The organism is Lysobacter koreensis, assembly GCF_042677045.1.
In the GTDB taxonomy this organism is placed as follows: domain Bacteria; phylum Pseudomonadota; class Gammaproteobacteria; order Xanthomonadales; family Xanthomonadaceae; genus Lysobacter_K; species Lysobacter_K koreensis.
This window is the reverse complement of the sequence record NZ_JBHTIH010000008.1, coordinates 28,943-52,276: the sequence shown is the minus strand read 5'-3', so window position 1 is coordinate 52,276 and position 23,334 is coordinate 28,943. Positions and strand designations below refer to the sequence as shown.

The 23,334-nt window shown below is 68.9% G+C and carries 21 protein-coding genes and 2 riboswitches; of the genes, 10 read left to right on the top strand and 11 right to left on the bottom strand.

Annotation, left to right across the window (positions count from 1 at the left end; translation table 11 throughout):
* The first annotated feature begins 25 nt into the window (after positions 1–25).
* The 5 genes from ACFQZQ_RS13990 to ACFQZQ_RS13970 all read left to right on the top strand — a co-directional run bounded on the left by ACFQZQ_RS13990 (position 26) and on the right by ACFQZQ_RS13970 (position 7,136).
* Entirely contained in the window at positions 26–2,467 is a 2,442-nt protein-coding gene (locus ACFQZQ_RS13990; protein ID WP_386813542.1) for a ligase-associated DNA damage response DEXH box helicase, read from the top strand.
* A complete protein-coding gene (pdeM, locus tag ACFQZQ_RS13985; RefSeq protein ID WP_386813541.1) occupies positions 2,451–3,104 on the top strand; it encodes a ligase-associated DNA damage response endonuclease PdeM in 654 nt (217 codons plus the stop codon). The genes ACFQZQ_RS13990 and pdeM overlap by 17 nt, the downstream gene beginning before the upstream one ends.
* A gap of 505 nt (positions 3,105–3,609) precedes the next feature.
* Positions 3,610–3,999, top strand: a complete 390-nt coding sequence (locus ACFQZQ_RS13980; protein WP_386813540.1) for a hypothetical protein — start codon at positions 3,610–3,612, stop codon at positions 3,997–3,999.
* Entirely contained in the window at positions 3,996–5,483 is a 1,488-nt protein-coding gene (locus tag ACFQZQ_RS13975; protein ID WP_386813539.1) for an RAD55 family ATPase, read from the top strand. The genes ACFQZQ_RS13980 and ACFQZQ_RS13975 overlap by 4 nt, the downstream gene beginning before the upstream one ends.
* Positions 5,484–5,507: 24 nt before the next feature.
* Positions 5,508–7,136, top strand: a complete 1,629-nt coding sequence (locus ACFQZQ_RS13970) for a diguanylate cyclase domain-containing protein (RefSeq protein ID WP_386813538.1) — start codon at positions 5,508–5,510, stop codon at positions 7,134–7,136.
* A 193-nt stretch (positions 7,137–7,329) separates the two neighbouring features.
* Here the strand turns inward: ACFQZQ_RS13970 and ACFQZQ_RS13965 are convergent, their stop codons facing one another.
* The 5 genes from ACFQZQ_RS13965 to ACFQZQ_RS13945 form a co-directional block, all read right to left on the bottom strand.
* Complete coding sequence (locus tag ACFQZQ_RS13965) at positions 7,330–8,505, bottom strand: alpha/beta hydrolase (RefSeq protein ID WP_386813537.1); 1,176 nt, start codon at positions 8,503–8,505, stop codon at positions 7,330–7,332.
* Positions 8,502–8,720 (bottom strand): hypothetical protein, encoded by a 219-nt coding sequence (locus ACFQZQ_RS13960; protein ID WP_386813536.1) that lies wholly within the window; start codon positions 8,718–8,720, stop codon positions 8,502–8,504. The genes ACFQZQ_RS13965 and ACFQZQ_RS13960 overlap by 4 nt, the downstream gene beginning before the upstream one ends.
* A 5-nt stretch (positions 8,721–8,725) precedes the next feature.
* Positions 8,726–9,865, bottom strand: a complete 1,140-nt coding sequence (locus ACFQZQ_RS13955; RefSeq protein WP_386813535.1) for a glutathione-independent formaldehyde dehydrogenase — start codon at positions 9,863–9,865, stop codon at positions 8,726–8,728.
* A gap of 87 nt (positions 9,866–9,952) precedes the next feature.
* The gene (locus ACFQZQ_RS13950; RefSeq protein ID WP_386813534.1) at positions 9,953–10,567 is read right to left on the bottom strand and encodes a hypothetical protein; all 615 of its coding nucleotides are present in this window, start codon (positions 10,565–10,567) and stop codon (positions 9,953–9,955) included.
* A gap of 191 nt (positions 10,568–10,758) precedes the next feature.
* Positions 10,759–11,361: a GIY-YIG nuclease family protein gene (locus ACFQZQ_RS13945; protein ID WP_386813533.1), complete on the bottom strand. Its 603-nt coding sequence runs from the start codon at positions 11,359–11,361 to the stop codon at positions 10,759–10,761.
* 132 nt (positions 11,362–11,493) lie between these two features.
* On the opposite strand from ACFQZQ_RS13945, the gene ACFQZQ_RS13940 reads away from it, so the two are divergent.
* From ACFQZQ_RS13940 to ACFQZQ_RS13930, 3 genes are all read left to right on the top strand, one after another.
* A complete protein-coding gene (locus ACFQZQ_RS13940) occupies positions 11,494–11,760 on the top strand; it encodes a hypothetical protein (protein WP_386813532.1) in 267 nt (88 codons plus the stop codon).
* A gap of 153 nt (positions 11,761–11,913) precedes the next feature.
* Positions 11,914–12,126: a hypothetical protein gene (locus tag ACFQZQ_RS13935; protein WP_386813531.1), complete on the top strand. Its 213-nt coding sequence runs from the start codon at positions 11,914–11,916 to the stop codon at positions 12,124–12,126.
* A gap of 317 nt (positions 12,127–12,443) precedes the next feature.
* Entirely contained in the window at positions 12,444–12,647 is a 204-nt protein-coding gene (locus ACFQZQ_RS13930; protein ID WP_386813530.1) for a hypothetical protein, read from the top strand.
* Positions 12,648–12,799: 152 nt separating this feature from the next.
* Here the strand turns inward: ACFQZQ_RS13930 and ACFQZQ_RS14875 are convergent, their stop codons facing one another.
* On the bottom strand, positions 12,800–13,345 hold the full coding sequence (locus tag ACFQZQ_RS14875) for a GGDEF domain-containing protein (protein ID WP_449284331.1): 546 nt from the start codon (positions 13,343–13,345) through the stop codon (positions 12,800–12,802).
* A gap of 861 nt (positions 13,346–14,206) precedes the next feature.
* Positions 14,207–14,461 (bottom strand): hypothetical protein, encoded by a 255-nt coding sequence (locus ACFQZQ_RS13920; RefSeq protein ID WP_386813528.1) that lies wholly within the window; start codon positions 14,459–14,461, stop codon positions 14,207–14,209.
* 177 nt (positions 14,462–14,638) lie between these two features.
* Here ACFQZQ_RS13920 and xth point away from each other — a divergent pair, with 177 nt between their 5' ends.
* Positions 14,639–15,427, top strand: coding sequence for an exodeoxyribonuclease III (xth, locus tag ACFQZQ_RS13915; protein WP_386813527.1), 789 nt, complete (start codon positions 14,639–14,641; stop codon positions 15,425–15,427).
* 273 nt (positions 15,428–15,700) lie between these two features.
* Here the strand turns inward: xth and ACFQZQ_RS13910 are convergent, their stop codons facing one another.
* From ACFQZQ_RS13910 to gcvP, 4 genes are all read right to left on the bottom strand, one after another.
* The gene (locus ACFQZQ_RS13910) at positions 15,701–16,813 is read right to left on the bottom strand and encodes a S41 family peptidase (protein ID WP_386813526.1); all 1,113 of its coding nucleotides are present in this window, start codon (positions 16,811–16,813) and stop codon (positions 15,701–15,703) included.
* Between the two features lie 74 nt (positions 16,814–16,887).
* On the bottom strand, positions 16,888–18,459 hold the full coding sequence (locus ACFQZQ_RS13905; protein ID WP_386813525.1) for a cytochrome c oxidase assembly factor Coa1 family protein: 1,572 nt from the start codon (positions 18,457–18,459) through the stop codon (positions 16,888–16,890).
* A complete protein-coding gene (locus ACFQZQ_RS13900) occupies positions 18,459–18,848 on the bottom strand; it encodes a BlaI/MecI/CopY family transcriptional regulator (protein ID WP_386813524.1) in 390 nt (129 codons plus the stop codon). The genes ACFQZQ_RS13905 and ACFQZQ_RS13900 overlap by 1 nt, the downstream gene beginning before the upstream one ends.
* 149 nt (positions 18,849–18,997) lie before the next feature.
* Complete coding sequence (gene gcvP, locus ACFQZQ_RS13895) at positions 18,998–21,925, bottom strand: aminomethyl-transferring glycine dehydrogenase (RefSeq protein WP_386813523.1); 2,928 nt, start codon at positions 21,923–21,925, stop codon at positions 18,998–19,000.
* A gap of 46 nt (positions 21,926–21,971) precedes the next feature.
* Positions 21,972–22,089, bottom strand: a riboswitch (glycine riboswitch).
* Position 22,090: 1 nt separating this feature from the next.
* Positions 22,091–22,190: riboswitch (glycine riboswitch) on the bottom strand.
* On the opposite strand from gcvP, the gene ACFQZQ_RS13890 reads away from it, so the two are divergent.
* Positions 22,185–23,162: a CHAD domain-containing protein gene (locus ACFQZQ_RS13890; RefSeq protein WP_386813522.1), complete on the top strand. Its 978-nt coding sequence runs from the start codon at positions 22,185–22,187 to the stop codon at positions 23,160–23,162. (Overlaps the previous riboswitch by 6 nt.)
* Positions 23,163–23,334: the final 172 nt, after the last annotated feature.

The window sequence follows — 23,334 nt, the reverse complement described above, 5'->3', positions numbered from 1 at the left end:
ACGGCGGAATCCGACCGCGCCATTGATGGACTGGTTCGCCGCGCGCGATTGGCGCCCGGCGCCGTTCCAGCGCGAGGCGTGGCGCCGCTACCTGGCCGGCGAGTCCGGCCTGCTGGTCACGCCCACCGGCAGCGGCAAGACCCTGGCCGCACTCGGCGGTCCGCTGTTGCAGGCGCTGAAGCTGGGCGACGCCGCGGTGCGCGCGCGACGCGGCGTGCCCGCCCCGCCGCGGCTGCGCCTGCTGTGGATCACGCCGCTGCGCGCGCTGGCCACCGACACCGTGCGCGCGATGCAGGTGCCGATCGACGGGCTGGGCGTGCCGTGGACGGTGGCGATGCGCACCGGCGACGCCAGCGCGCGCGATCGCCGGCTCGCGCGCAAGGGCTTGAGCGACGTGCTGGTGACAACGCCCGAATCGTTCGCGCTGATGCTGTCCTACCCCGATGCGGGCGAGCTGCTGGCCGGCGTGCGTGGCGTGGTGGTCGACGAGTGGCACGAGTTGCTCGGCAACAAGCGCGGCGTGCTGTTGCAGCTGTGCCTGGCACGGCTGCGCGCGATCGCGCCCGAGGCCCCGATCTGGGGGTTGTCGGCGACACTGGGCAACCTGGAGCAGGCGCGTGCGGTGCTGCTGCCGCACGCGCCCAACGCGGCGATCGTGTCCGCGCCGCGGCCGCGGCGGATGACGGTGGAGACGCTGTTGCCGCAGGCGGGCGAGCGCTTTCCATGGGCGGGGCACTTGGGGTTGTCGCAGCTGGGGCGGGTGGCGGAGGTGCTGCAGCGCGCGCGATCAAGCCTGCTGTTCACCAACACCCGCGCGCAGGCGGAGCTGTGGTATCGCGCGCTGCAGGCGGTATGGCTGGACGATCCGGCGACGCTTGCGCTACACCACGGCTCGCTGGACGCGTCGCTGCGCGGCGCCGCCGAAGCCGGCCTGCGCGACGGCAGCGTGCGCTGCGTGGTCGCCACTTCCAGCCTCGACCTGGGCGTGGACTTTCCGGCCGTCGACCAGGTGCTGCAGGTCGGCAGCCCCAAGGGCATGGCGCGGCTGATGCAGCGCGGCGGGCGCGCGCGGCACCGGCCGGGCGAGGCCGGGCAGGTGGTCGGCGTGCCGACCCACGCGCTGGAGCTGGCCGAATACGCGGCGGCGCGGGTGGCGCTCGCGCACGGTCATGTCGAGTCGCGGCCGCCGCCGCTGATGCCGCTGGACGTGCTCGCGCAGCACTGCGTCACGCTGGCCCTGGGCGGTGGCTTCGAACCCGACGCGTTGCTGCGCGAGGTGCGCGGCACGCATGCATACGCGGACCTGCCCGACGTGGCCTGGCAGGCGGTGCTCGACTTCATCGTGCGCGGCGGCAGCGCGCTGGAGCATTACCCCGACTTCCGCCGCGTGCTCCGCGACGAGGACGGCATCTACCGCGTGCACGACCGCCGCATCGCGTTCCGGCATCGGCTGTCGATCGGCACCATCACCAGCGACGGCAGCGTCCAGGTGCGCTACATGAAGGGCGGCTTCCTGGGATCGGTGGAAGAGGCGTTCGTGGGCCGGCTGCGGCCGCGCGACCGGTTCCAGTTTGCCGGCCGCACGCTCGAGCTGGTCCAGCTGCGCGACATGACCGCGTACGTGCGGATCGCCAAGCGCGCGGACGGCCGGGTGCCGCGCTGGCAGGGCGGCAGCCTGCCGATGTCGAGCGAGCTGGGCGCGCAGGTCGAGGCCATCCTCGCCGGCCCACCCGCCAGCCCGGAGATGCGCGCGCTGGCGCCGCTGCTGCAACTGCAGTCGCGCCTGTCGGCGCTGCCCAGCCCCGCCACCCTGCTGGCGGAAGCGGTGAAGAGCCGCCAGGGCTGGCACCTGTTCCTGTTCCCGTTCGCCGGGCGCGCGGTCCACGAAGGGCTGGCGGCGCTGCTGGCATTGCGTTGGGCGCGCGAGGCGCCGAACACGTTCGGCTGGGCGGTGAGCGACTACGGGCTGGTGCTGACCGCGCAGGCCGAAGCGTGGCCCGATCCCGAACTGCTGGCGCGGCTGCTGTCCCCCGAGGGGCTGATGGACGACCTGCGCCACGGCGTCAACCTGGCGGAACTGGCGCGCCGCCAGTTCCGCGAGGTCGCGCGCGTCGCCGGCCTGCTGCCGCCTTCGTTGCCGGGTCGCGCCGCGCGTTCGCTGCGGCAGTTGCAGGCGTCGAGCGGGCTGCTGTTCGATGTGCTGCGCCAGCACGACCCGGGGCACGTGCTGCTGGCGCAAGCGGAGCGGCAGGTGCTCGAAGTGCAACTCGAGGTGCGCCACCTGCACGCGGTGCTGCAGCGCTGCCGCGAACGCACGCTCGACCTGCACCGGCCAAGCAGCCTGACGCCTCTCGCGTTTCCGCTGTGGGCCGATTCGATCCGCGGCCAGCTCAGCACCGAGGACTGGCGCACGCGCGTGGCGCGCGCGGCCGCGCAACTGGAGCGGCGGCATGCCCCGCGTGCTTGAGCTGCGACTGGCGGGCGAGCCCGTCCAGGTGCTGGCGGACCGCGCGCTGTACTGGCCGGCGCGCCGGCGGTTGCTGATCGCCGATCTGCACCTGGGCAAGGGCGCGATCCTGCGCTCGGCCGGCATCGCCGTGCCCAGTGGCGGCACCGGCCATGACCTGGCGCGACTGGATGGGTTGCTGCGCGAGACCAGCGCGCGCGAGCTGTGGGTGCTCGGCGACTTCCTGCATGGCGCGCGGCACGCGGACGTCGAGCACGCGTGGCGCGGCTTGCTCGCGACGCATCCCGGGCTGGAGGTGGGCGTGGTGGCGGGCAACCACGACCGCGCGCTGGTCGCCGCCGAACTGGGGGTGCGCCTGTTGCCGGAGGACGTGCCCGACGGCCCGTTCCGCTTTCGCCACCAGCCGCTCGACGTGGCCGATGCGCATGGGTTGCACGTGATGTGCGGTCACGTGCACCCGGTGGTGCGGCTGCCGGGCCTGCGCGGTCGGTATCCGGCGTTCCTGCTCGCCGCTGGGCAGACCATCCTGCCCGCGTTTTCCGCGTTCACCGGCGGCCAGCGCGTCGATGATTGCGCGGCGGCATGGATCGCGTGCGCCGATGGCGAATTGCTCGCCCACCACCCGCGCGAAATCTAGCCCGTTGATGGGTCGAATGCGTTGCTCCCTCCTTTGAAAAAGGAGGGTTGGGGAGGATTTGCGCTTGGGCTGTTTTCCAGTGGCCAGGCGCAGAAGCAAATCCCCCTTGGTCCCCCTTTTTCAAAGGGGGAAAACCGCGCGTGCCGTGGATGGGCTGAATGCCTTGCTCCCTCCTTTGAAAAAGGAGGGCAGGGGAGGATTTGCTTTTCGGCTGTCGGCCAGTGGCCAGAGGCAAAAGCAAATCCCCTTTGGTGCCCCTTTTTCAAAAGGAAAGGACCGCGCGTGCGCCGCCATCCACCACGCGGTACGACTCGCCGCATTCACGCAAACGGCACTAAGCGGACGTGCTGGGCTCAGCAGAGTGCGTTGCGGCGACGATTTGCCGTCGCATCGGGCTCTCACTGCTCACAAGGCCGTAACCGGCCAAGACCAACTATCGGGATTAGATCGCTCGGGTTAGTCAGCAGCCGTGCAGAGCCAAGGGAACCTTCGATGGGCAGATGCCTTGGCGCGTCATGCCGAGCAAGGGGATGCGCAGCCGGTCGCGGAGTCGGTGGTTTCGGCGTGGAAGGCGATTGATGACGCTCTCTCTCCGATCCTCGGCCAGCACGGCGTGTCGCTGCTCTACCAGCGCAGCCTTCATCTCACCATTCCCGGGTACCCGTGGTTGAGCGGCGTGCACCAAGGCGTTCAGGACGCCATGGACCTGGTCGCGCTGGAGCAGGCACTCGCACAGCGCAGCAGCGCTGAGGCCGCCACTGCCGGTGGTGCGTTTCTCCAGGCGTTCGATAACTTGCTGGTGACCCTCATAGGCTCCTCGCTCACCGAGCGACTGCTGCATCCGGTGTGGCACGACTTACCCGGCGATGCGGCCGCGCAGGAGATTCCGTCATGACCGACAAAGTAGCCATTCACCGCCTCGCCACCGGCGTACCGGGCTTGGACGAGGTGCTCGGCGGCGGCTTGCCGGAGTTCTCGTTCAACCTGATCGCCGGCGCGCCGGGGTGTGGCAAGACGACGCTCGCGCACCAGATGATGTTCGCGTTGGCAACGCCGCAGCGCTCTGCCCTTTACTTGACCGTGCTGGGCGAGCCGCCGCTGAAGATGCTGCGCTACCAGCAGCAGTTCGATTTCTTCGACAACGAAGCGATCGACCACGCGATCCGTTTTCGCAACCTGTCCGACAGCGCGCTCGCCGGTGACCCCCAGCGGTTGCTGGACCGCATCGTCGCGGAGGTGAAAACCCACGCGCCGGCGTTCGTCTTCGTCGACTCGTTCCGGTCGATGGCGCAGGCAGGCACAACAGACCACCGCACGCACAACGACCTGCAACAGTTCGTGCAACAGCTGGGCGTGCTGATGACCAGCTGGCAGGCCACAACCTTCCTGATCGGCGAGTACTCCGCCACCGACGCCAATCCGGTGTTTACGGTGGCCGACGGAATGGTCTGCCTGCGCCAAAGCGTGCAGCGCAACTCCATGGTCCGCAAGCTGGAAGTCATGAAGATGCGCGGCCAGGCGACGTTGCCGGGGCTTCACACTTTTCGGATCAGCTCGGCGGGCATCCAGGTGTTTGCGCCCGCGCGCGTTCCGGTGCCGACGGACGTGGCCAACACCGAAGCGCCCGCGTCCCGTGCCCGTCTGGGCGTGTCCGGCCTGGACGAGATGCTCGGCGGCGGCGTGCCGCGCGGCTACTCGCTGCTGGTCGCCGGGCCTTCGGGATCGGGCAAGAGCATGCTGTCCGCGTCCTTCCTGGCCGAGGGTGCGCGCTGCGGCGAGACCGGCGTCATCGCCGCCTTTGACCAGCACCCCAGGCGCTCGCGCCATCGGGTGGTCGCCGACTTGATCGCGAACGGCAGCGTCGGCCTGGTGGAAAGCCGGGCGCCGGACCTGTCGATCGACGAGATCACCCACCAATTGCTCAACGAGATCCGCCGGCTCAAGGCCACCCGCGTGGTCATCGACTCGCTGTCCGGATTCGAGCTGTACCTGGCGCCGACGTTCCGCGAGGACTTCCGCGAGAACCTCGCGCGCCTGATCACCACCTTGGCGTGCGAGGGCGTCACCGTGCTGGCGACCTCCGAACTGGAAGACCGCTACACCGATCTGCGCTTCAGCCCGTACGGCACCGCGTTCCTGACCGACGCGATCATCGTGCAGCGCTACATGGAGGTCGACAGCCACCTGCTGCGCATGCTGGCAGTAGTCAAGGTGCGCGCGAGCCATCACTCCAACGAGTTGCGCGAATACAGCATCGACGCCGCTGGCATCCGCATGGGCGGAACGCTCACCGACCTGGAAGGCCTGCTCGGCGGCCGGCCGCGCAGACGACACCTTGTCGATCCCGCCGACCCGATCGCGGGTGGCGATGATGATTGAGGTGATGGGCCCGGGGCAGCGGCCGTGAACTCCCTGCCCGATCGCACCGGGGATGCGGCGGTGGCCGCGGCGCACGAGTTGGCCTGGTTGCAGGACCGGGTAGAACGCGCGCGCGTGGAGCTCACCCAGTTGCAGCAGCAGTTGGTCGAGTCGGAGCACCGTTTGGGCGACGGCCTGGCAGCGCAACTGGTCGAGGTCAACGAACAGTTGCTGTCGGCGACCTTGCAAGCGCGGACCGACGCCGAAACCGCCACCCAGGCGCTGGAGGACGTGTCGCGCCTGGTCGAACTGGACGCCCTCACGCAGCTCCCGAACCGCCTCCTGCTGCTCGACCGGGTCGCGCAGACCGTCGCCACGGCCAAGCGGCATGGCACCCGGTTCGCGCTGCTGTTCGTGGACCTCGACAACTTCAAGCAGATCAACGACACGCTCGGCCACGCGGTCGGCGATGACGTGCTCAGGCGCACCGCGCAGTGCCTGGTGTCCGCCGTCCGCGACGAGGACACCGTCAGCCGCCACGGCGGCGACGAGTTCCTGATCCTGCTGGCCGAGGTGGGCCAGGCCGCCGACGCGGTCGTGGTCGCCGAAAAGGTGATGGCGGCGCTGGCGGCGCCTTACCACGTGGGTGAGCACCCGCTGCGGCTCTCGGCCAGCATCGGCATCAGCGTCTACCCCGATGACGGCGAGGAGGTCGAGACCCTGATCGAGTGCGCGGACGCGGCCATGTACCGGGCCAAGCGGCACGGACTGGGCTTCTTTGTATTCAGCGGCGGCGATCCGTCGCGCGAGTGCAGCCCGCAATCGCCGCAGCCTGGACTCGCGGACCCACTGCGCGCCTATCCGCCGCCGGCCGAACAGAAGCTCCGGCACGCGCAGATACGCGAGGCGAACGAGCAACTGGTGCGTTCGGCGCTCGATGCGCAGGGCCTGCAGTCCACGGCCGAGCAGGCCAACCGGCAGCAGGCGGATTTTCTGGCCGTGCTGGCGCACGAATTGCGGAATCCGCTGACACCGATTCGCACCGCGGCCGGGCTGCTGGGCCGCGTGCGCACCGACGAACTGCCGCGGCTGCAAGCGATCATCGAGCGCCAGGTGCTGCACATCTCGCGGCTGCTCAACGACCTGCTGGATGTCTCGCGCGCGAGCACCGGCAAGCTGCGGATCGAACGCCGTTCCGTCGACCTGGCCGGCGTCATCGACGAGGCGGTGGATGCCTGCCGGTCGGCGATCGACGCGCGGGGGCAGCACCTGCGCGTGCAGGTGCCCGCTAGCGATCTTGTGATCCACGGCGACCCGCTCCGCCTCGCGCAGATCGTCAGCAACCTGCTCGACAACGCGTCCAAGTACACGCCCGATGGCGGCGACATCGCCTTGATAGTGACGGCCGCCGACAAAACCCTCGTGCTGGCCGTGACCGACAGCGGTATCGGCATCACCGCCGAGGCCTTGCCGAGCGTGTTCGAGCCGTTCATGCAGCACGCCGCGGCGGTGGGTTTCAACGGCACGGGCCTGGGTATCGGCCTTACGGTGGTACGCGAGTTGGTCGAAGCGCACGGAGGCCAGGTGGTTGCCAGCAGCGCCGGGAGCGGGCAAGGGAGCCGGTTCGTGGTGACGCTACCGCAGGCAGAGCGGCGCCCGCTTTCCCCCGGCTAGAGTGCGGTGCATCGACGATCGGTGGCGGCATTTTCTGCATGCGCCGATGGCGAACCGCTCCCCAGCCACCCGCTCGAAACCTAGTCCGTAGGATGGGTTGAGCGCAGCGATACCCATCGTGGCAGTCGGTACCGCGCATTGATGGGTATCGCCTTCGGCTCAACCCATCCTACGAACTACCCAGCTTCTTCGTTCAGTCGGTTTCGGGACTGGGCGTGGCCCAGGCCGCACGCAAGCGTTCGCCGACAAACGCCTGTGCCTGCTTCGCCTTGTCCACCGCAGCGCCCATTCCGAAGAATTCGTGGGCAACGCCGTCGTAGGTTTTCAGTTCCACCGGCACGCCCGACTCGCGCAGACGCGCAGCGTACTTCTCGCCATCCGAGCGCAACGGATCGATCTGGGCGAGCACGATCGTGGCCGGTGCGACGCCCTTCAGGTCGGGGGTCTTGACCAGCGCGATCCGCGGGTCAGCGGTCTTTTCCGGCGCGCCGACGTAGTGCTTGACGAACCATTCGATCATCGCCTTGTTCAACGGTTTGGCGTTGGCGTTTTCCTGGTACGAGGGCGAGTTCAGGTCGTTGTCGGCAACGGGGTAGACCAGTACCTGGTGCAGCGGCGCTTGCCATTTGCGGTCTCGTGCGGCGATGGCGATGTTGGCTGCCATGTTTCCGCCGGCGCTTTCGCCCACCAGCGCGATCTTGCGGGGGTCGCCGCCCAGGCTTGCGGCATTCTTCAGCACCCACTGGTAAGCGGCCAAGGTGTCCTCGTGCGCGGCCGGAAACATGTGCTCGGGACCTTGCCGGTAGTGCGTGGATACCACGATCGCCTGCGCTCGGTTGGCCAGCGCTCGCGCCGAGGCGTCATAGGTATCCAGATCGGCAATCACCCAACCGCCGCCATGAATGTAGAGCACTACCGGCCACGTCTGCTTGTCTGCATCCGCGCGTGGCGGCGCGCCTTGGTCCGCCATCGGTGCGGGCATGTAAATGCGGATTGGCACCGCGCCGCCAGCGCCGGGAAAGGTGCGGTTGCTGACTTTGGCGACGGGCTCCGGTGCGGTCGGCTTGCCTTGCGACTGCAACAACGCCTTGACGGCGTCCGCGGGCGTGGGTTGTTTCCGCGCCTCTTCCGGTGTCAGGGTTTCGATCGGCTTGCCGCCGAGTTTGGCGAGCTGGTCGAGAACCGCCTGCATCTCCATGTCGGGCTTGGGCGGGGTTGCGACTGTCGCGTCTGGCGCCGCGGGCGGTGGTGACTGCTGCTGTGGAGTTTCCGGCATGGTGGCTTCTCCATTGGTATTGGCGGTGCAAGCGGGCAGGAGCAATGCGATTGAAACCAGAAGCAGGCCGAGGCCAACGGAAGGACGGTTCATGATGGTTTCCTTGTCGAAATCCGGATGAGTGCGCGTCGACTTGCCGCACCGCTTTTTTGGAGGGTCATTTCACTGGGTGCGAGCGCGCTCTTGTCTGGAACTCGATGCGCTTGTCGGGCGAACATGCGCCCGGCGAAATAACGCCAGCGTGATCTCTCCAGCCATGAAACGGCGACGACCAATGGATAGTCGGCGCGAAGGTTGTAGTGGCTCATGCAGATCACGCACCCGGCTTGAGCACCACCTTGGTCCAGCCGTCCTTGCGCGCGTCGAAGTTCTTGTAGCCCTCGGGCGCCTGCGACAGCGGCAACTCGTGCGAGATCAGGAACGACGGGTTGGCCTTGCCCGCTTCGATCAGGTTGCACAGCTGGCGGTTGTAGGCCTTGACGTTGGCCTGGCCGGTGCGGATTGACTGGCCCTTGAACCAGAACTCGCCGAAGTTGAAGGCCAGGTGGCCCTTCTTGGCCAACTCGTCCTGCGCGCCAGGGTCCTTCGGGATGAACACGCCGACCACGCCGATGCCGCCGGTCGCCTTCACCGTCTTGACCAGGTTGTTCATGGTCAGATTCGGCACCTCGTGCTCGGCGTTGTTGCAGCACTGGTAGCCGACGCACTCGCAGCCGCGGTCGGCGCCGTTGCCCTTGGTCAGTTCCAGCACCTGCGCCACGCCGCTGCCTTCGAGGTCGTGGATCCCGATCGCGCCGATCTTCTCGGCCAGTGCCAGCCGGTCCTTGTGGCTGTCGACCACCATGACCTTGCTCGCGCCCTTGATCATCGCCGAGTAGGCGGCCATCAGGCCGACGGGTCCGGCGCCGTAGATCACCACGGTCTCGCCGGGCAGCACGCCGGCCAGTTCGGTGGCGTGGTAGCCGGTGGGGAAGATGTCCGACAGCATCACGTAGTCGTTCTCCTTCTCCTCCGAGCCGGGCGGCAGCACCAGGGCATTGAAGTCGGCATACGGCACGCGCAGGTACTCGGCCTGGCCGCCCTCGTACGGGCCCATGCCGGCGAAACCATAGGCCGCGCCGGCGTTGCCCGGGTTGCAGGTCAGGCAATAGCCGGTGAGGCCGCGTTCGCAGTTGGCGCAGAAGCCGCAGCCGATGTTGAACGGCAGGCACACGCGGTCTCCGACCTTGACGCGGTCGACGGCGTTGCCGACCTCGATCACCTCGCCGAGGTTTTCATGGCCCAGGATGCGGCCGGCCTGCATGTCGGTGCGGCCTTCGTACATGTGCAGGTCGGAGCCGCAGATATTGGTGGTGGTGATGCGCACCAGCGCGTCGGTCGGCTTCTCGATCCGGGGGTTGGGCTTGTCGACCACGCTGACATCGCAGGGGCCGTTGTAGACAAGTGCTTTCATCGGTTTTCTCCAGCGTAAACGGGGGAAGCCGCGGCGCGCAGGGCGCCACCGGCTATGAACTCAAGGCGCGTTGGGGACGGGCCGACGTTATTGCTTGAGCATCTGGTCGCGCGCCTGTTCCGCGCGCGACGCGCCGATGGCGGTCTCAACCTGCTTGACTTCTTCCGGCGGCGGCAGCACGGCCGGGAATCCCAGCGACTGGATCCACAGCTCCCGGCACCAGCCGTTGGTGTGGTAGAGGTGATGGTCCTCGTCCTCTTCCACCGCATCGAACGCGGCCTGCAGCACCTTGGCTTCCTCGCCCTTGCCGTGCTTGGCGACGTGGCCGATCAGTTCCCAGTTGGCGTGGTCCTTGGTCTCGGCCAGCACCACACACTCGCACGCGACCAGTTGGGCGGCGGCCTTGTCGCCAGCCTTCAGTGCCATCTCCATGGCCGCGACCAGCGAGGCGCCGATGTGACCGACGACCTTGCGGCCGGGTGTCATGGTCGCGGGATCCAGGCCCAGGGTCTTGAACGCGTTGCGCACCACTTCGACGTGGGTGCGGGTCTGCTCGAGGTACTCGGTCCATTCCTTGCGCAGGTCGTCGTTGACCGCGCAGCGCAGCGCCGTCTCGTAGACCTTTACACCGCCCATCTCGGTTTCCAGCGCCTGGTAAAGCAGTTCTTCCAGTTGCGCGCGGTCGAAGTCGCTCTTTTTCATGGCAGCACTCAATGGTGGTGGGGGAGGGCGCTTACCTTGGTCCGGGCCACTTTACGGCCGCGTGAAATCCGCGCGGCGCGGCACGCCCCTGCAGCCCGAAACGCTGAATGCTTCAGCCAGGCGACGCGCATGCGCGCGGGAGGGGCGCCGGGGATGGGCGCGCCGTACGGCGGAGGGGCTCCGGCACGGTGTTACCTGGCGAGGTCCGGACGGTAGCGGCGCCATAGCGCGTCGGGCAGCCGTGGCTCCAGTTCGATCCCGAACGCCACATACGCATCCAGGGTGTCGCGCACCGCGCTGGGCAGTGCGGTGTCGTCAGTGCATTCGATCAGGGCCAGCACCGCCTGGGACCAGGTGTGCAACTGCTCGCTGCGAGCGAGCAGGCCGCGGCGGACCCAGGCGTGCAGGCCGCGGTGCACGACGTAGCCCTGTTCGGACAGCGCCTGGGCCTGGCGCGCCAGCGCTTCGTGGGCGCCGCGATACCACTCGGTGTGACCGGCGGCTTCGCGACGCACGATCAGGGGCGCAGGCGCGCTGTGGTCTTTGATCGCCCGTCCCAGTGCCAGTTCCAGGTCCCTGGCTTCGCGCACCTTGTCGGTCTCGACCAGGATCGCGCGGTCGAGGTCGAAGAAGTCGAAGTAGCGCCGGTGCAGCGCCTGCATCCGCGACAGCGGGTCGCGCGAGAGTCCCAGCTTGAGGATGTCCTCGTATGCACAGGGCAGCACGTACAGGTAGCACTGGCCGCGGCTGGCGCTGCGCTGGTGGCCGGGATCGGGGGCGGTGCGGGAAGTCATGCCACCGCATTATCGCGGCCCCGGCCGGGGCTGGTTGCGCCCGCGCCCGGCGCTTCGCGCGTCGTTACATCGGCATCTCGCCGCCGTCGCTAGCCTTGGCCGGCAGTCACCTTTCCCCCCAAGGAGGTCGTTATGTCCGATGAAACCGCGAAGACGCCGCTCGACCATGTCAACGACACGGTCACCCAGCTCAAGGAGATGCGGCATTACTCCAAGAACAATGTCGAGCTGCTGACCACCCAGTGGCTGAAGTTCGATGGCGAGCTGGCCAAGCTTGGCGAGGCCGAGACGATCGAGAACCTGATGGTGCGCCAGGGCGAGTTCCACGAGGCGCTGGAAGCGGCGATCGCGGAGCTGGAGGAAGTGGCGGTGAAGCTGCAGCCGCCGCCGGAGGAATAGCACCGTGCGCATCGGCCGCGCGGTGCGAGCGCGCGCTGATGGCGATGAACGCCGTTAGCCGGGCGCTCACGCCGCGTGGCCGGATCGCTAACGCGCTGCGCCGTAACGTTTTCGTCGACCCATCCCGGTCGCGACACTCGGAGGAAATCCGCCATGCCGAACGACCCGCGCATCACCACTGGCAACAACCAGAGTGGCAAGCAGAACCAGTCGACCACCCAGCACGACTTGGAACAAAACCGCGAGCGCAAGCACACCACCGGCACCCCGGACCCCGTGCGCGACACCGACCTGACCGGACACGGCAACCGCGTGGACGACGACCAGCAGAAAAGGGGCAGTGGCACGCGCGACCGCGATCGCTGACCGCTGAGCGCTGATCCGCGTTTATCGACCTGACTGCGACGCCCGCCTTGCGCGGGCGTCGCGCTGTGTGACGAACGTAGGATGGGTTGAGCCGGAGGCGATACCCATCATCGCGACACATCAGCATCGCGACACCACGCGAGGCGATGGGTATCGCTTCGCTCAACCCATCCTACGAAGCGGCTGTGAGGGCGTCGGGCATTCAGCGCGCTGAATGACGTTAGCTTCGCGCTCACATCCGGGTTTCATTCGGCTAACGTGGTGCGGCATATCCTCTCGTGTGACCAATCACGGTCATCACCAAGGAGAGCAAGCTAATGCCGACCGACCGCAAGCCCGGCATGCAAAACCCGAACCAGGATGCCAACCAGAACCGTGGCAGCAACAAACCCGACGACCAGAGTCGCGATCGCAAGCACAGCTCGGGCACGGACGACCGGACGTCGAAGTCCGGCATGTCGGGTCAACATGACCAGTCACAGAAGAGCAGCGGCTCGCGCAACCGCGACGATGATCGCTGAGTCCTGACGCAACGCTCACTGTGTCACCTGCGGCGCCCGCCTTGTGCGGGCGTCGCGCTGTGTGGACGGAACGTAGCGAAACGTAGGATGGGTTGAGCCGCAGGCGATACCCATCATCGCGAATCCACGCAACGCGATGGGTATCGCGTCGCTCAACCCATCCTACGAAGGTCGAACGTCGGCCGGCTCGGGCGTCGCGCCCTGCGGCCGCATCCAGGCGCGGCTGACGACGAAGCGGTCTCGGCCCGTGGCCTTGGCCTCGTACAGGGCCATGTCCGCGCNACCCGGGTGGCGAACTCGCTGGCCTTCTCGAACTCGGCGCGCACGCGCATCACGAACGACTCCACCTGCTCCGGCTGCTGGTCGACGACCATCACCACGAACTCCTCGCCGCCCAGGCGCGCGCAGTAGCTGCCGCCGCCGATGCGTTGGGCGAGGATGCGGCCGAGCGTCTGCAGCACGCGGTCGCCGGCATCGTGGCCGTGCAGGTCGTTGACCGACTTGAAGAAGTCGATGTCGAAGAACACGAAGCTCACCGACTGCCCGCGCGCGACCGCGTCGGCGTAGGCCTTGCCCGCTTCGCGGTTCCAGCCGGCGCGGTTGAGCAGGCCGGTGAGGGCGTCGGTGTGCGCCTGCTGCCACAGCCGCCGGCGCAGCTGCAGCGACGACACCGCATAGTCGATGCGGTAGCCGCCCATCAGCAGGCCGAAGCCGACGGTGGTGAAGGTGTACAGCCAGTACAGCGCCGCGCCCGCCGGCGGCGGTCCGTGCAGCGCGATGCGCACGTAGGCCAGCCCGAGCATCAACGCGACCATGCTGACGATCGACCATGGCCGCACCAGCAACACCAGCAACGCGATCGGCAGCAGCTGGAACAGGCCGGTGCGGATCGCCAGTTGGCCACCGATGCCGGGCACCGGCACCGACAGGAACACGCCCAGCAGCAGCGTGGCGAACAGCGTCAAGGCCAGGCGCGGCTTCCAGTCGGCGATGTGCCAGACGGCCAGGCCACAGCCGGCAATCGCCAAGGCAACCAGTTCGATCACCCACCACGGGTAGCCGATGCCCGGCGCGACGCCGAACGCTTCGAACAGGCCGGTCATCGCCAGGATCACCGCGCCACTGATCAGCACGCCGCTGATGATCGGGCGGGTGGCGACGACCTGCGCCTCGACCAGCATGCGCCGCTCGTTACTGCTCAGGCCGAGCACCGAACGGCGGGTCAGGAAACGGCGCACCGGGGCGAGCAGCGGGCTGCTGGACACGTCGCGGGAGGTCTCGGAGATCTGCATGGGCGGCTCGCTGCAAGAGGCGTGCCATTCGCTCGGAAAGCGCCGGGCCGGCGTGGACGGGAAGGGAGTCCAGCGCGGGCCAAGCCGCCGCTCCCCCGGCGAGTAGCGGACGAATCCGGTCTACCGCCGTGCGTGTCGACAAACTACCGCGCCGGCAGGGAGGAAACGTGAATGGGTCAGCCGGGGGGTGAAGGCGCCGCGGTGACGGCTGGCCGACACCGCGCGGTGAGTTTCGGCGCGCGGCGACATCGGAAGCCGAAGCCGAAGCTAGCGCCGCTTGCGGGCCACCATGACCTGGCCGGTGATCGCGGTCAGCAGGATGATCGTGTTGGTGACGATGAACACCCAGTTATGCAGCATCCAGCTGTAGGCGATAAAGCCCAGCGAGGCGAGGATCTGCCCGGCGAACAGCCAGCGCGAGACGCCCTTGGCGTTCTCGTCCTTCGACTGGGTATGGATCTGCCGCACCAGGGTCGCGATCAGGACCGCCGATGCGCCCCAGCCGATCAGGTCGGGCGACATCAGCGCGGCCTGCGCCGGGTCGCGGCGTGCGCGGTGGTGTGCGCGGTGGGGTATGCGGGAACGATGGAGGTGTTCAAGACGTGCACGCCTCGCTGACGGCAGTCCAGCCTAGGCTGGCATCCGTGAGCGGCGGGTCACGCCAGCAGCACCGGCGACACCTGCGCAAAGGAGAAGGCCATGGCGCGGAAACTGCTGAAGGTCGCCAGCTACAACGTCAACGGCATCCGGCCGCGCCTGCCGCAGCTGTTGCAGTGGCTGCAGACCGAGGCGCCCGACATCGCCTGCCTGCAGGAGCTGAAGGCGACCGACGCGGCGTTCCCGATCGACGCGATCCGCGCGGCGGGCTACGGCGCGCTGTGGCACGGCCAGCCGTCGTGGAACGGGGTCGCGATCCTGGCCAGGGGCGACGACCCGATCGAAAGCCGGCGCGTGCTGCCCGGCGACCCGCGCGACGACCACAGCCGCTACCTCGAGGCGGCGGCGCACGGAATCATGGTCGGCTGCCTGTACCTGCCCAACGGCAACCCGCAGCCGGGGCCGAAGTTCGACTACAAGCTGCGCTGGTTCGCGCGGCTGATCGCGCATGCGCGCGCGCTGGTGGATTGCGGCCACCCGGTGGTGCTGGCCGGCGACTACAACGTGGTGCCGACCGACCTGGACATCTACGACCCGAAGTCGTGGCGCAAGGACGCGCTGCTGCAACCGCAGAGCCGCGCGTGCTACGAGGAGCTGCTGGGGCAGGGCTGGACCGACGCGCTGCGCGCGCGCCATCCGGGCGAGCGGATCTACACGTTCTGGGATTACTTCCGCCAGCACTGGCCGCGCAATGCCGGGCTGCGGATCGACCACCTGCTGTTGAACCCGCCGCTGGCGGCGCGGCTGCGCGACGCCGGCGTCGACCGCTGGGTGCGCGGCCTGGAGAAAGCCAGCGATCACGCGCCGACGTGGGTGACGTTGGCACGGTGAGCGGTGAGTGTTGGCGCGTCGGCGGGCGGCCGACTGCGTGGGGACCGTAGGATGGGTGGAGACGCGGGCGATACCCATCATCGCGAGCCCACCCGACTCATCGCGAGCCCATACGGCGTGATGGGTATCGCTTCTCTCCACCCATCCTACGAGAGCAAAAAAAGCCCCGCGATGCGGGGCTTTTGGGTGCTGCCGCAGTGCACGCTACGGCGAGCGGCGCCTGGGCCGGCTCGGCCGATTGCCTGCACGGCGCCTGCGTGCACGGCGGCTGCTTCAACGGCGCGGGATGTATCCCGGCAGCTCGATCTCGCCCTTCCCGGCGCGGGCCAGCGTGTCCGCGAGGGCGGCGCGTTCGTCCAGGTCGGTGGCCTTCGCGACCAGGGCGGTGAGGATCGCGCTGTAGGCGGTCTTCATCGCGTCAGTCGCCGGCACCGCGACGTCCGGCTTGACCCCGACGTGTTCCCAGTTGGTCCGGGTGATCGGGTTGATCGCGCGCCCGGTCGGGATGAAGGCGGCGAAGCCTTCGGCGATCGCGATCATGTCGCCGGGGTTGGCGCCGCCGCCGGTGGTCTCGCCGACCAGGGTGGCGCGCTTCTGGGTCTGGAAGTCGTACGCCGCTTCCTCGCCGCCGGAGAACGTGCGCTTGGACGTCAGCACGTAGACCGGCCCGGTGTAGCGCACCGGCACCGACGGATTGGTCCAGTACTGCTGAGTCGAATCGGTTGGCCGGGTGTAGATGTCGTTGAGGTGGCGCACGTCGCCGGCGGCGAAGAAGTGGCTCATCAGGTGCGCCACGCTCGACGGCTCGCCGCCGCCGTTGCGACGCAGGTCGACGACCAGCGCGTCGCTGCCGGCGAGCAGGGTCATCGCCGCGGTGTACGCCTCGGCGACCAGTTCGGTCGGGCCGAAGCCGCGGATCTCGAGGTAGCCGACATTGCCGGGCAGCCGCGCCACGCGCTCGATGCCGTAGCTGTGCTTCGCCATTTCGGCGCGCCCGGCGGCGACTTCCTCGGCGCTGGGCACCTTGGGCGCAACGGTGCTGCCGGGGCCGGGGTCGAAGCCCGGCGCGAACTCGACCTTGAAATGCCCGTCCTTGCCCAGCTCGCGCAGGTCTTGGGTCAGCGCCTCGCCGAACGCGACGCTGTCCCTGGCTTGCGCGTAGCCGCCGCTGGCTTCCTTGGCCGCGAGCTGCGCCGACAGCGCGGTGGCGACGTCGGGGAACACGTAGTTGGCCTGCAGCTTGGTGCCGAGCGCGGCGATCACCGCTTTGCGCGCCTTCGCGTCGATCGGCTGCGGCGGCGGCCCGTCCTCGGCCGCGGCGAGAAGGGGGGCGAGGGCGGCGAGGGACAGCAGCAGGGCCGCGGCAAGCGTGTGGCGAGTGGTCATAAAAACCTTCCTGGTAAAGCGGCAAGGCCGCGGGGGTGTCTACTAGTTGATTAGTACTTCGGGGCAAACAAAAGTCAGTGGACGGCGCTTGCGAACACCACCGGGTCCAGCGACCACTGGCCATCGTCGAATTGCGCCTCGACCTGCACGTCCGCACGGCCCTTCGGCCCGCGCAGCGCAAAGCTCACATCCACGTCGCCACCGGCATCGTCGAAATCGATGCGGCCACTCACGTCGTTCCCGGCCAACACGACCGGGCTGCCGAGTTTGGCGACCACGCCGGGATCGGCCGCGACCACGCGCAGCAGCGACTGGAACACGGCGCTCTCGGCGACTTCCGGCGGCGGTGGCGGCGCGGGGGGCAAGGGCGGCAGCGCCGCGGTGGGCGGCATCGGCGGCATCGGTGGCAACGGCGGCGGCGCAACGCTCAGGCGCGTGACTTCGCTGACCCAGGCGCGGACGCGGCCATCGATCGGACGCACTTGGCCGTTCTCGCGATAGACCTCGGACAGTCGGCCCTGCGCATCGACGCTCGCGCGGTAGCTGCGCTCCTTGTCGAGCCCCTTGGCGGTGATCTCCCGCACGTCGCCGGGGCCGAGCACGCCGTCGGTGCTGGAGGTGATGCGGATGCCGGGGCGCGAACCGCCGATGCCGACCTGCGACACCAGCAGCACGCCGCTGGCGAGCAGGACGACCAAACCAATCCGCGCGGCCACGCGGCCTCGCGACGGCGGGCCGGAAGAGCGCGAGCCGGACAACAACCGAGTAATGCGTTGCATGAGAGAGCCTCCCTGGGCTGCAAGAACAAGGCGCGGGAAGGACGGCCGCTGACGTTCCAGCGCGACCAGCGCCTCGGCCAGGGCGATGGCGTCCCCGCAGACCGCCACCGCAAGATCGTCACAGGCGTGCTCGCGCTCCCGGCGGATGCGCCGGCCCAGCCACCACACGCCGGGGTGGAAGAACAGCAACGCTTCGATCACGCACTGCACGCCGTTCCAGAGCCAATCGAGGCGGCGGATGTGCGCGAGCTCGTGCGCGAGCAGCGCTTCGAGTTGTTCCGCCGGCAGCCGCGCCAGCAGCGAAAGGGGCAGCCAGATCACCGGCCGCAGCAGGCGGGCGGTGAACGGCGCCACCACGTCCTGCGCCAACCGCACCGTGACCGCGCGCGAGATCCCCAGCGCGCGTTGCAGCGCGTCGACGCGCTGCTGCCATTCCTGCGGCAGCGCGGTGTACGGCCGTCGCGCCAGCGCACCGACGAACTGCAGGCCACCGCAGTGGCGCAGCAGCATCAGCAGCACGCCCAGCAGCCAGAGCAGGGTCAGCACGCCGGCGACCGGCCCCGACTCCTGCACGAACACGCCGGGGATCGCGTCGATCCGCGGCGCCGTCATCGCCGGCACCAGCCCGGCGTTCACCTGCGTGCCTGGCTGCTGCCAGAAACGCAGGAACGCTACCGCCGGCACCAGCACCATCGCCACCAGGAAGCCCATCGCCACCGTGTGTCGCAGCGCCGCGCTCGCCCGCGCCATGGCCGCGAGCGCGCACCAGGCCGCGACCGCCAGCAGCGCGTCCTGCCACAGCGCATGCAGCAGCGCCGAGGCCAGCGCGGGCGCGAAGCCGAACTGGAGGATGGCCAAGGCTTCCATCAGCCGCGCTTCCGCTTCGCCTTGGCTTGGGCGATCAGCTTGGACATCGCATCGAGCTCTTCGGCGCTCGCGCTATCGGCATCCAGCGCGCGCTGCACCAGGGTCAGCGCCGACCCGGAGAACGCCCGCCGCATCAGGTCCTGCAGCAGCGAGGCTTGCACCACCGGCTCGGCATGCACCGTCGCATAGGTATGGCTGCGTTCGGACTCGTCGCGGCGGACCAGGCCCTTGTCGGCCATGATCGTCAGCATCTTCAGCACCGTTGTGTACGCGGTGTCCTTGTCGCGCGAGAGCACGCCGTGGACCTCGCGCACGGTCATCGGCTCCTGGCGCGACCACAGCACGCGCAGGATCGCCAGTTCGCCTTCGGTGGGATGGGGTGCCGACATGTTGTCTCCTGGGTACGAAGTGGATAGTACTACTGCATTAGTAGATGGCAATGGCCCGGAAGTCACGGCCGTCGGCGACCGGCTTTTGGCGCCAAGAAAAAGGCCCCGCGTGTGCGGGGCCTTGGGTGTTGCGACGCGAACGGCGCGGCCTAGGCCACGTTCGGTTCGCTGAACGCCTCGATCTCGCCCGTGAAGTCGTTGATCGGGATGCAGCTGCAGAACACGTTCTTGTCGCCGTGCACGTTGTCGACGCGCGCGACCGGCGGCCAGTACTTCTGCTGGCGCAGGCTCGCGAGCGGGAACGCGGCCAGCTCGCGCGGGTAGGCGTGGGTCCACTCGCTGGCGCTGACCATCGCCGCGGTGTGCGGCGCGTGCTTGAGCGGGTTGTCCTCGCGGTCGAGCTTGCCGTCGGCCACGGCGCGGATCTCGTCGCGGATCTGGATCATCGCGTCGATGAAGCGGTCGAGCTCGTGCTGCGACTCGCTCTCGGTCGGTTCGACCATCAGCGTGCCGGCGACCGGGAAGCTCAGGGTCGGGGCGTGGAAGCCGAAATCGATCAGGCGCTTGGCCACGTCCTCGGCGCCGATGCCGGTGGCGTCCTTGAGCGGGCGCAGGTCGAGGATGCACTCGTGCGCGACCAGGCCATTGCGGCCGGTGTACAGCGTCTCGTAGTGCGGTGCCAGGCGCTTGGCGATGTAGTTGGCGTTGAGCAGGGCGACCTGCGTGGCCTTGCGCAAACCATTCGTGCCCATCAGGGTGATGTACATCCAGCTGATCGGCAGGATGCTGGCACTGCCGAAGCTCGCCGCGCTGACCATGCCGACATCGCCGTTGCCCACGCCCTGCGTGCGCAGGCCGTCGCTGCCCAGTGCCCGTGGCAGGAACGGCGCGAGGTGCGACTTCACCGCGCACGGGCCAACCCCTGGCCCGCCGCCGCCGTGCGGGATGCAGAAGGTCTTGTGCAGGTTGAGGTGCGACACGTCCGAGCCCCATTTGCCGGGCTTGGCGACGCCGACAAGGGCGTTCATGTTGGCGCCGTCGGTGTACACCTGGCCGCCGTGCTGGTGGACGATCTCGCAGATCTCGACGATGTCCTCCTCGAACACGCCGTGCGTGGACGGGTAGGTGATCATCAGCGCGGCTAGGCGCGCGGAGTATTTCTCCGCGGCGCGGCGGATGTCGTCGACGTCGACGTTGCCGTTGGCGTCGCACTTGGTCACCACGACCTGCATGCCGCACATCTGCGCCGAGGCCGGGTTGGTGCCGTGCGCGGATTCGGGGATCAGGCAGATGTCGCGCTGCTCGTCGCCGCGCGAGCGGTGGTAGGCGCGGATCGCGAGCAGGCCTGCGTACTCGCCCTGCGCGCCGGAGTTGGGCTGCAGGCTGACCGCGTCGTAGCCGGTGCACTCGACCAGCATCGCCTCGAGTTCGTCGATCAGCTGCTTGTAGCCGGTCGCCTGCGCGGCCGGCGCGAGCGGGTGGATGTTGCCGAACTCCGGCCAGGTCACCGGGATCATCTCGGCGGTGGCGTTGAGCTTCATGGTGCAGCTGCCCAGCGGGATCATGGTGCGATCCATCGCCAGGTCCTTGTCGGCGAGCGCGCGCATGTAGCGCAGGATCTCGTGCTCGCTGTGGTGGGTATTGAACACCGGGTGCTGCAGGAACTTCGACTGGCGACGCAGGGCGGCGGGCAGGGCGTCGGCGGTGGCGGCGTCGAGCGCGTCGATGTCGGCGATCTCGGCACCGAACAGGCCGGCCAGGTGGATCACGTCCTCGCGCGTGGTGGTCTCGTCGCAGCTGATGCCGACGCTGCTGCCGTCGATGGCACGCAGGTTGATCCGGGAGTTGCCCGCCTTGGTGTGCAGGGCGGTGGCATCCACGCCGGTCACGTGCAGGGTGTCGAAGAAATCGCTGCCGACGGCGACGCCGGCGTCGCGCAGCGCGCCGGCCAGGATCGCGGCCAGCCGGTGCGTGCGGCGCGCGATGCGGGTGAGGCCGTCGGGGCCGTGGTAGACCGCGTACATGCTGGCCATCACCGCCAGCAGCACCTGCGCGGTGCAGATGTTGCTGGTCGCCTTCTCGCGGCGGATGTGCTGCTCGCGGGTCTGCAGGGTCAGGCGGTAGGCGGGCTTGCCTTCGGCGTCCACCGACACGCCGATCAGGCGGCCGGGCATCGAGCGCTTGTAGGCGTCGCGGCAGGCCATGAATGCCGCGTGCGGGCCGCCGAAACCGAACGGCACGCCGAAGCGCTGCGAGTTGCCGACCACGATGTCGGCACCCCATTCGCCCGGCGCCTTGAGCAGGGTCAGCGCAAGCAGGTCGGTGGCGACCGCGACCAGGCCACCGCGCGCGTGCACCGCGTCGCTGAGCGCCTGGTAATCGCCGACCCGGCCGAAGGTGTCGGGGTACTGCAGCAGCACGCCGAACGCGTCGGTGTCGATCGCCGCGGCGTCGTCGCCGATGACGAGTTCGATATCGAGCGGCTCGGCGCGCGTGCGCAGCACTTCCAGGGTCTGCGGGTGCACGCCGCTGGAGACGTAGAACACGTTCGACTTCGACTTGGCCGAGCGCTTGGCCAGGGTCATCGCCTCGGCCGCGGCGGTGGCTTCGTCGAGCAGCGAGGCGTTGGCGATCTCCATGCCGGTGAGGTCGGCGCACATGGTCTGGAAGTTGATCAGCGCTTCCATCCGGCCCTGCGAGATCTCGGCCTGGTACGGCGTGTACGCCGTGTACCAGGCGGGGTTCTCGAGGATGTTGCGCAGGATGACGTTCGGCGTGTGGGTACCGGAATAGCCCTGGCCGATGAAGCTGCGGAACACCTGGTTCTTGTCGGCGATGACGCGGATCTTGGCGAGCGCCTCGACCTCGCTGACCGGCGCGGGCAGCGCGAGCGCGGTCGGCGACTTGATCTTGCCCGGCACGATCGCGTCGGTCATCTCGTCGAGGCTGTCGTAGCCGACGGCGCTGAGCATGTGCGCGATCTCGGCGTCGTTGGGGCCGATGTGGCGCTCGAGGAAGGCGTCGTGGTGCTCGAGGTCGCGCAGCGACGACGGAGAAGACAGGGGCGACTGGCTCATGGCAGGGGTGTCCGCGGAGGTGACGTGCGATGCCGCACGCGGGCGCCCCTCTGTCCTTTTGCCTGAGAGTTTGGAAGCGCGGCCGGCGATGGATGCTGGCGGTGCGGTTCGTGCCCCTTCGGCGCCGGCCCAAGCCCATAAGGCCGACCGGTCTCTCCAGAGTGTCTGCGCGCGGTGGTATGGGGGCCTGAGCGATTACGGGCGTTGCGTCTTCGGCAGCGGTCCCGCCTGTACCAGGCTGGCCCGCTTCTCCCACCACGTGCTTTTCGCGGCCGATTATAGCCGCTGGGCCTGCGCCGGGGCGTCTTCGGTTGCGCGTTCGACCGTTCATCGGCGACGGTCGAAACGGCGCTACGGCGAGGCGGCGAAACCCGCATCCTTGGCACCCCCATTCAGCCCGGACGCCATGGCCACTGCCGTTGCCGAAACCGATGTCGCGGCAGGCGCAGCGCTGCGGGCTTACGCCGAGGCGGAGCTGGGCCGTGCGATCGAGTGCCTGGGCTGGACCGGGGCGCGGGTGCATACGGGGGTGCACCAGGCGCGCAAGTCCATGCGCCGGGTGCGCGCGACACTCGACCTGGGCGGGGCCGCGTTGCGGCCCGGGTCCGGGGTGCTGGAACGCGAACTGCGGGCGGTGATCCGACAACTGTCGGCGGCGCGCGATGCGCAGGCGCTGGTGGAGACCCTGGATCGGCTGATCGGGGCCAGCGCGAAGGAGGACGAGCGCAAGCTGCTTCGGCGCGCCCGCCGTGCGGCCGCGCGCGGGAGGGTGGCGGCGATCGGGTCGGCGCTCGCGCGCGATCCCGGATTCGGCGAGAAGCGCGCACTGCTGCAGTTCCTGCGCACTCTAATGGCCGACCTGCCGTGGGCCCGGGTCGCGATGGCGCAGGCCAGACGCGCGATCGCCTCCAGCGCGCAGGCGGTGGAGAAGGCGGCCGCGCGCGCCCGCAGCACCGGCCGCGACAACGACTGGCATCGCTGGCGCCGGCGTGCGCGGCGGCTCTCGCAGCAGCAACGCGCGCTAACGGTCATCGGTGAGCCGGCGCCGCGCCAGCGCACCGACAAGCAGCTCGCGGTGCTGCTGGGGGAGGCGCAGGACTACTCGTTGCTGCGCGACCACTGCGGCGACGACGCCCTGTTCGGCAAGCGCGACAGTTCGGCCCTGTGTCGGCTCGCCGAGGCAGGCGCGCGCCGCGTGCGCCGGAAGATCGAGAAGGCGGCAGCGAAAGGCGCGTGACGGTTGCGCCGGGTTGCGGCCGACGGTGCCTCGGCCTTTCTCCCGTTCGGCTGGCTGGGCTAGCGCATCGCAGGCGCCAGTCCCGGTGCGCGTTGTTACTCTGCTACGGTCTCCCGTCGGGAATGTCCCACCATGCCTTGTCATGCACCTTTCAATCTCCTGCGGAGCAAGG

Coding starts and splice junctions, on each gene's coding strand:
- ACFQZQ_RS13990 (WP_386813542.1), top strand. CDS start 26: ATGGACTGGTTCGCCGCGCGCGATTGGCGCCCGGCGCCGTTCCAGCGC.
- ACFQZQ_RS13940 (WP_386813532.1), top strand. CDS start 11,494: ATGTCCGATGAAACCGCGAAGACGCCGCTCGACCATGTCAACGACACG.
- ACFQZQ_RS13920 (WP_386813528.1), bottom strand. CDS start 14,461: ATGTCGCCCGACCTGATCGGCTGGGGCGCATCGGCGGTCCTGATCGCG.
- ACFQZQ_RS13905 (WP_386813525.1), bottom strand. CDS start 18,459: ATGGAAGCCTTGGCCATCCTCCAGTTCGGCTTCGCGCCCGCGCTGGCC.
- xth (WP_386813527.1), top strand. CDS start 14,639: ATGGCGCGGAAACTGCTGAAGGTCGCCAGCTACAACGTCAACGGCATC.
- ACFQZQ_RS13950 (WP_386813534.1), bottom strand. CDS start 10,567: ATGAAAAAGAGCGACTTCGACCGCGCGCAACTGGAAGAACTGCTTTAC.
- ACFQZQ_RS13945 (WP_386813533.1), bottom strand. CDS start 11,361: ATGACTTCCCGCACCGCCCCCGATCCCGGCCACCAGCGCAGCGCCAGC.
- ACFQZQ_RS13910 (WP_386813526.1), bottom strand. CDS start 16,813: ATGACCACTCGCCACACGCTTGCCGCGGCCCTGCTGCTGTCCCTCGCC.
- ACFQZQ_RS13955 (WP_386813535.1), bottom strand. CDS start 9,865: ATGAAAGCACTTGTCTACAACGGCCCCTGCGATGTCAGCGTGGTCGAC.
- ACFQZQ_RS13935 (WP_386813531.1), top strand. CDS start 11,914: ATGCCGAACGACCCGCGCATCACCACTGGCAACAACCAGAGTGGCAAG.
- ACFQZQ_RS13975 (WP_386813539.1), top strand. CDS start 3,996: ATGACCGACAAAGTAGCCATTCACCGCCTCGCCACCGGCGTACCGGGC.
- ACFQZQ_RS13960 (WP_386813536.1), bottom strand. CDS start 8,720: ATGAGCCACTACAACCTTCGCGCCGACTATCCATTGGTCGTCGCCGTT.
- ACFQZQ_RS13965 (WP_386813537.1), bottom strand. CDS start 8,505: ATGAACCGTCCTTCCGTTGGCCTCGGCCTGCTTCTGGTTTCAATCGCA.
- ACFQZQ_RS13900 (WP_386813524.1), bottom strand. CDS start 18,848: ATGTCGGCACCCCATCCCACCGAAGGCGAACTGGCGATCCTGCGCGTG.
- ACFQZQ_RS13930 (WP_386813530.1), top strand. CDS start 12,444: ATGCCGACCGACCGCAAGCCCGGCATGCAAAACCCGAACCAGGATGCC.
- pdeM (WP_386813541.1), top strand. CDS start 2,451: ATGCCCCGCGTGCTTGAGCTGCGACTGGCGGGCGAGCCCGTCCAGGTG.
- gcvP (WP_386813523.1), bottom strand. CDS start 21,925: ATGAGCCAGTCGCCCCTGTCTTCTCCGTCGTCGCTGCGCGACCTCGAG.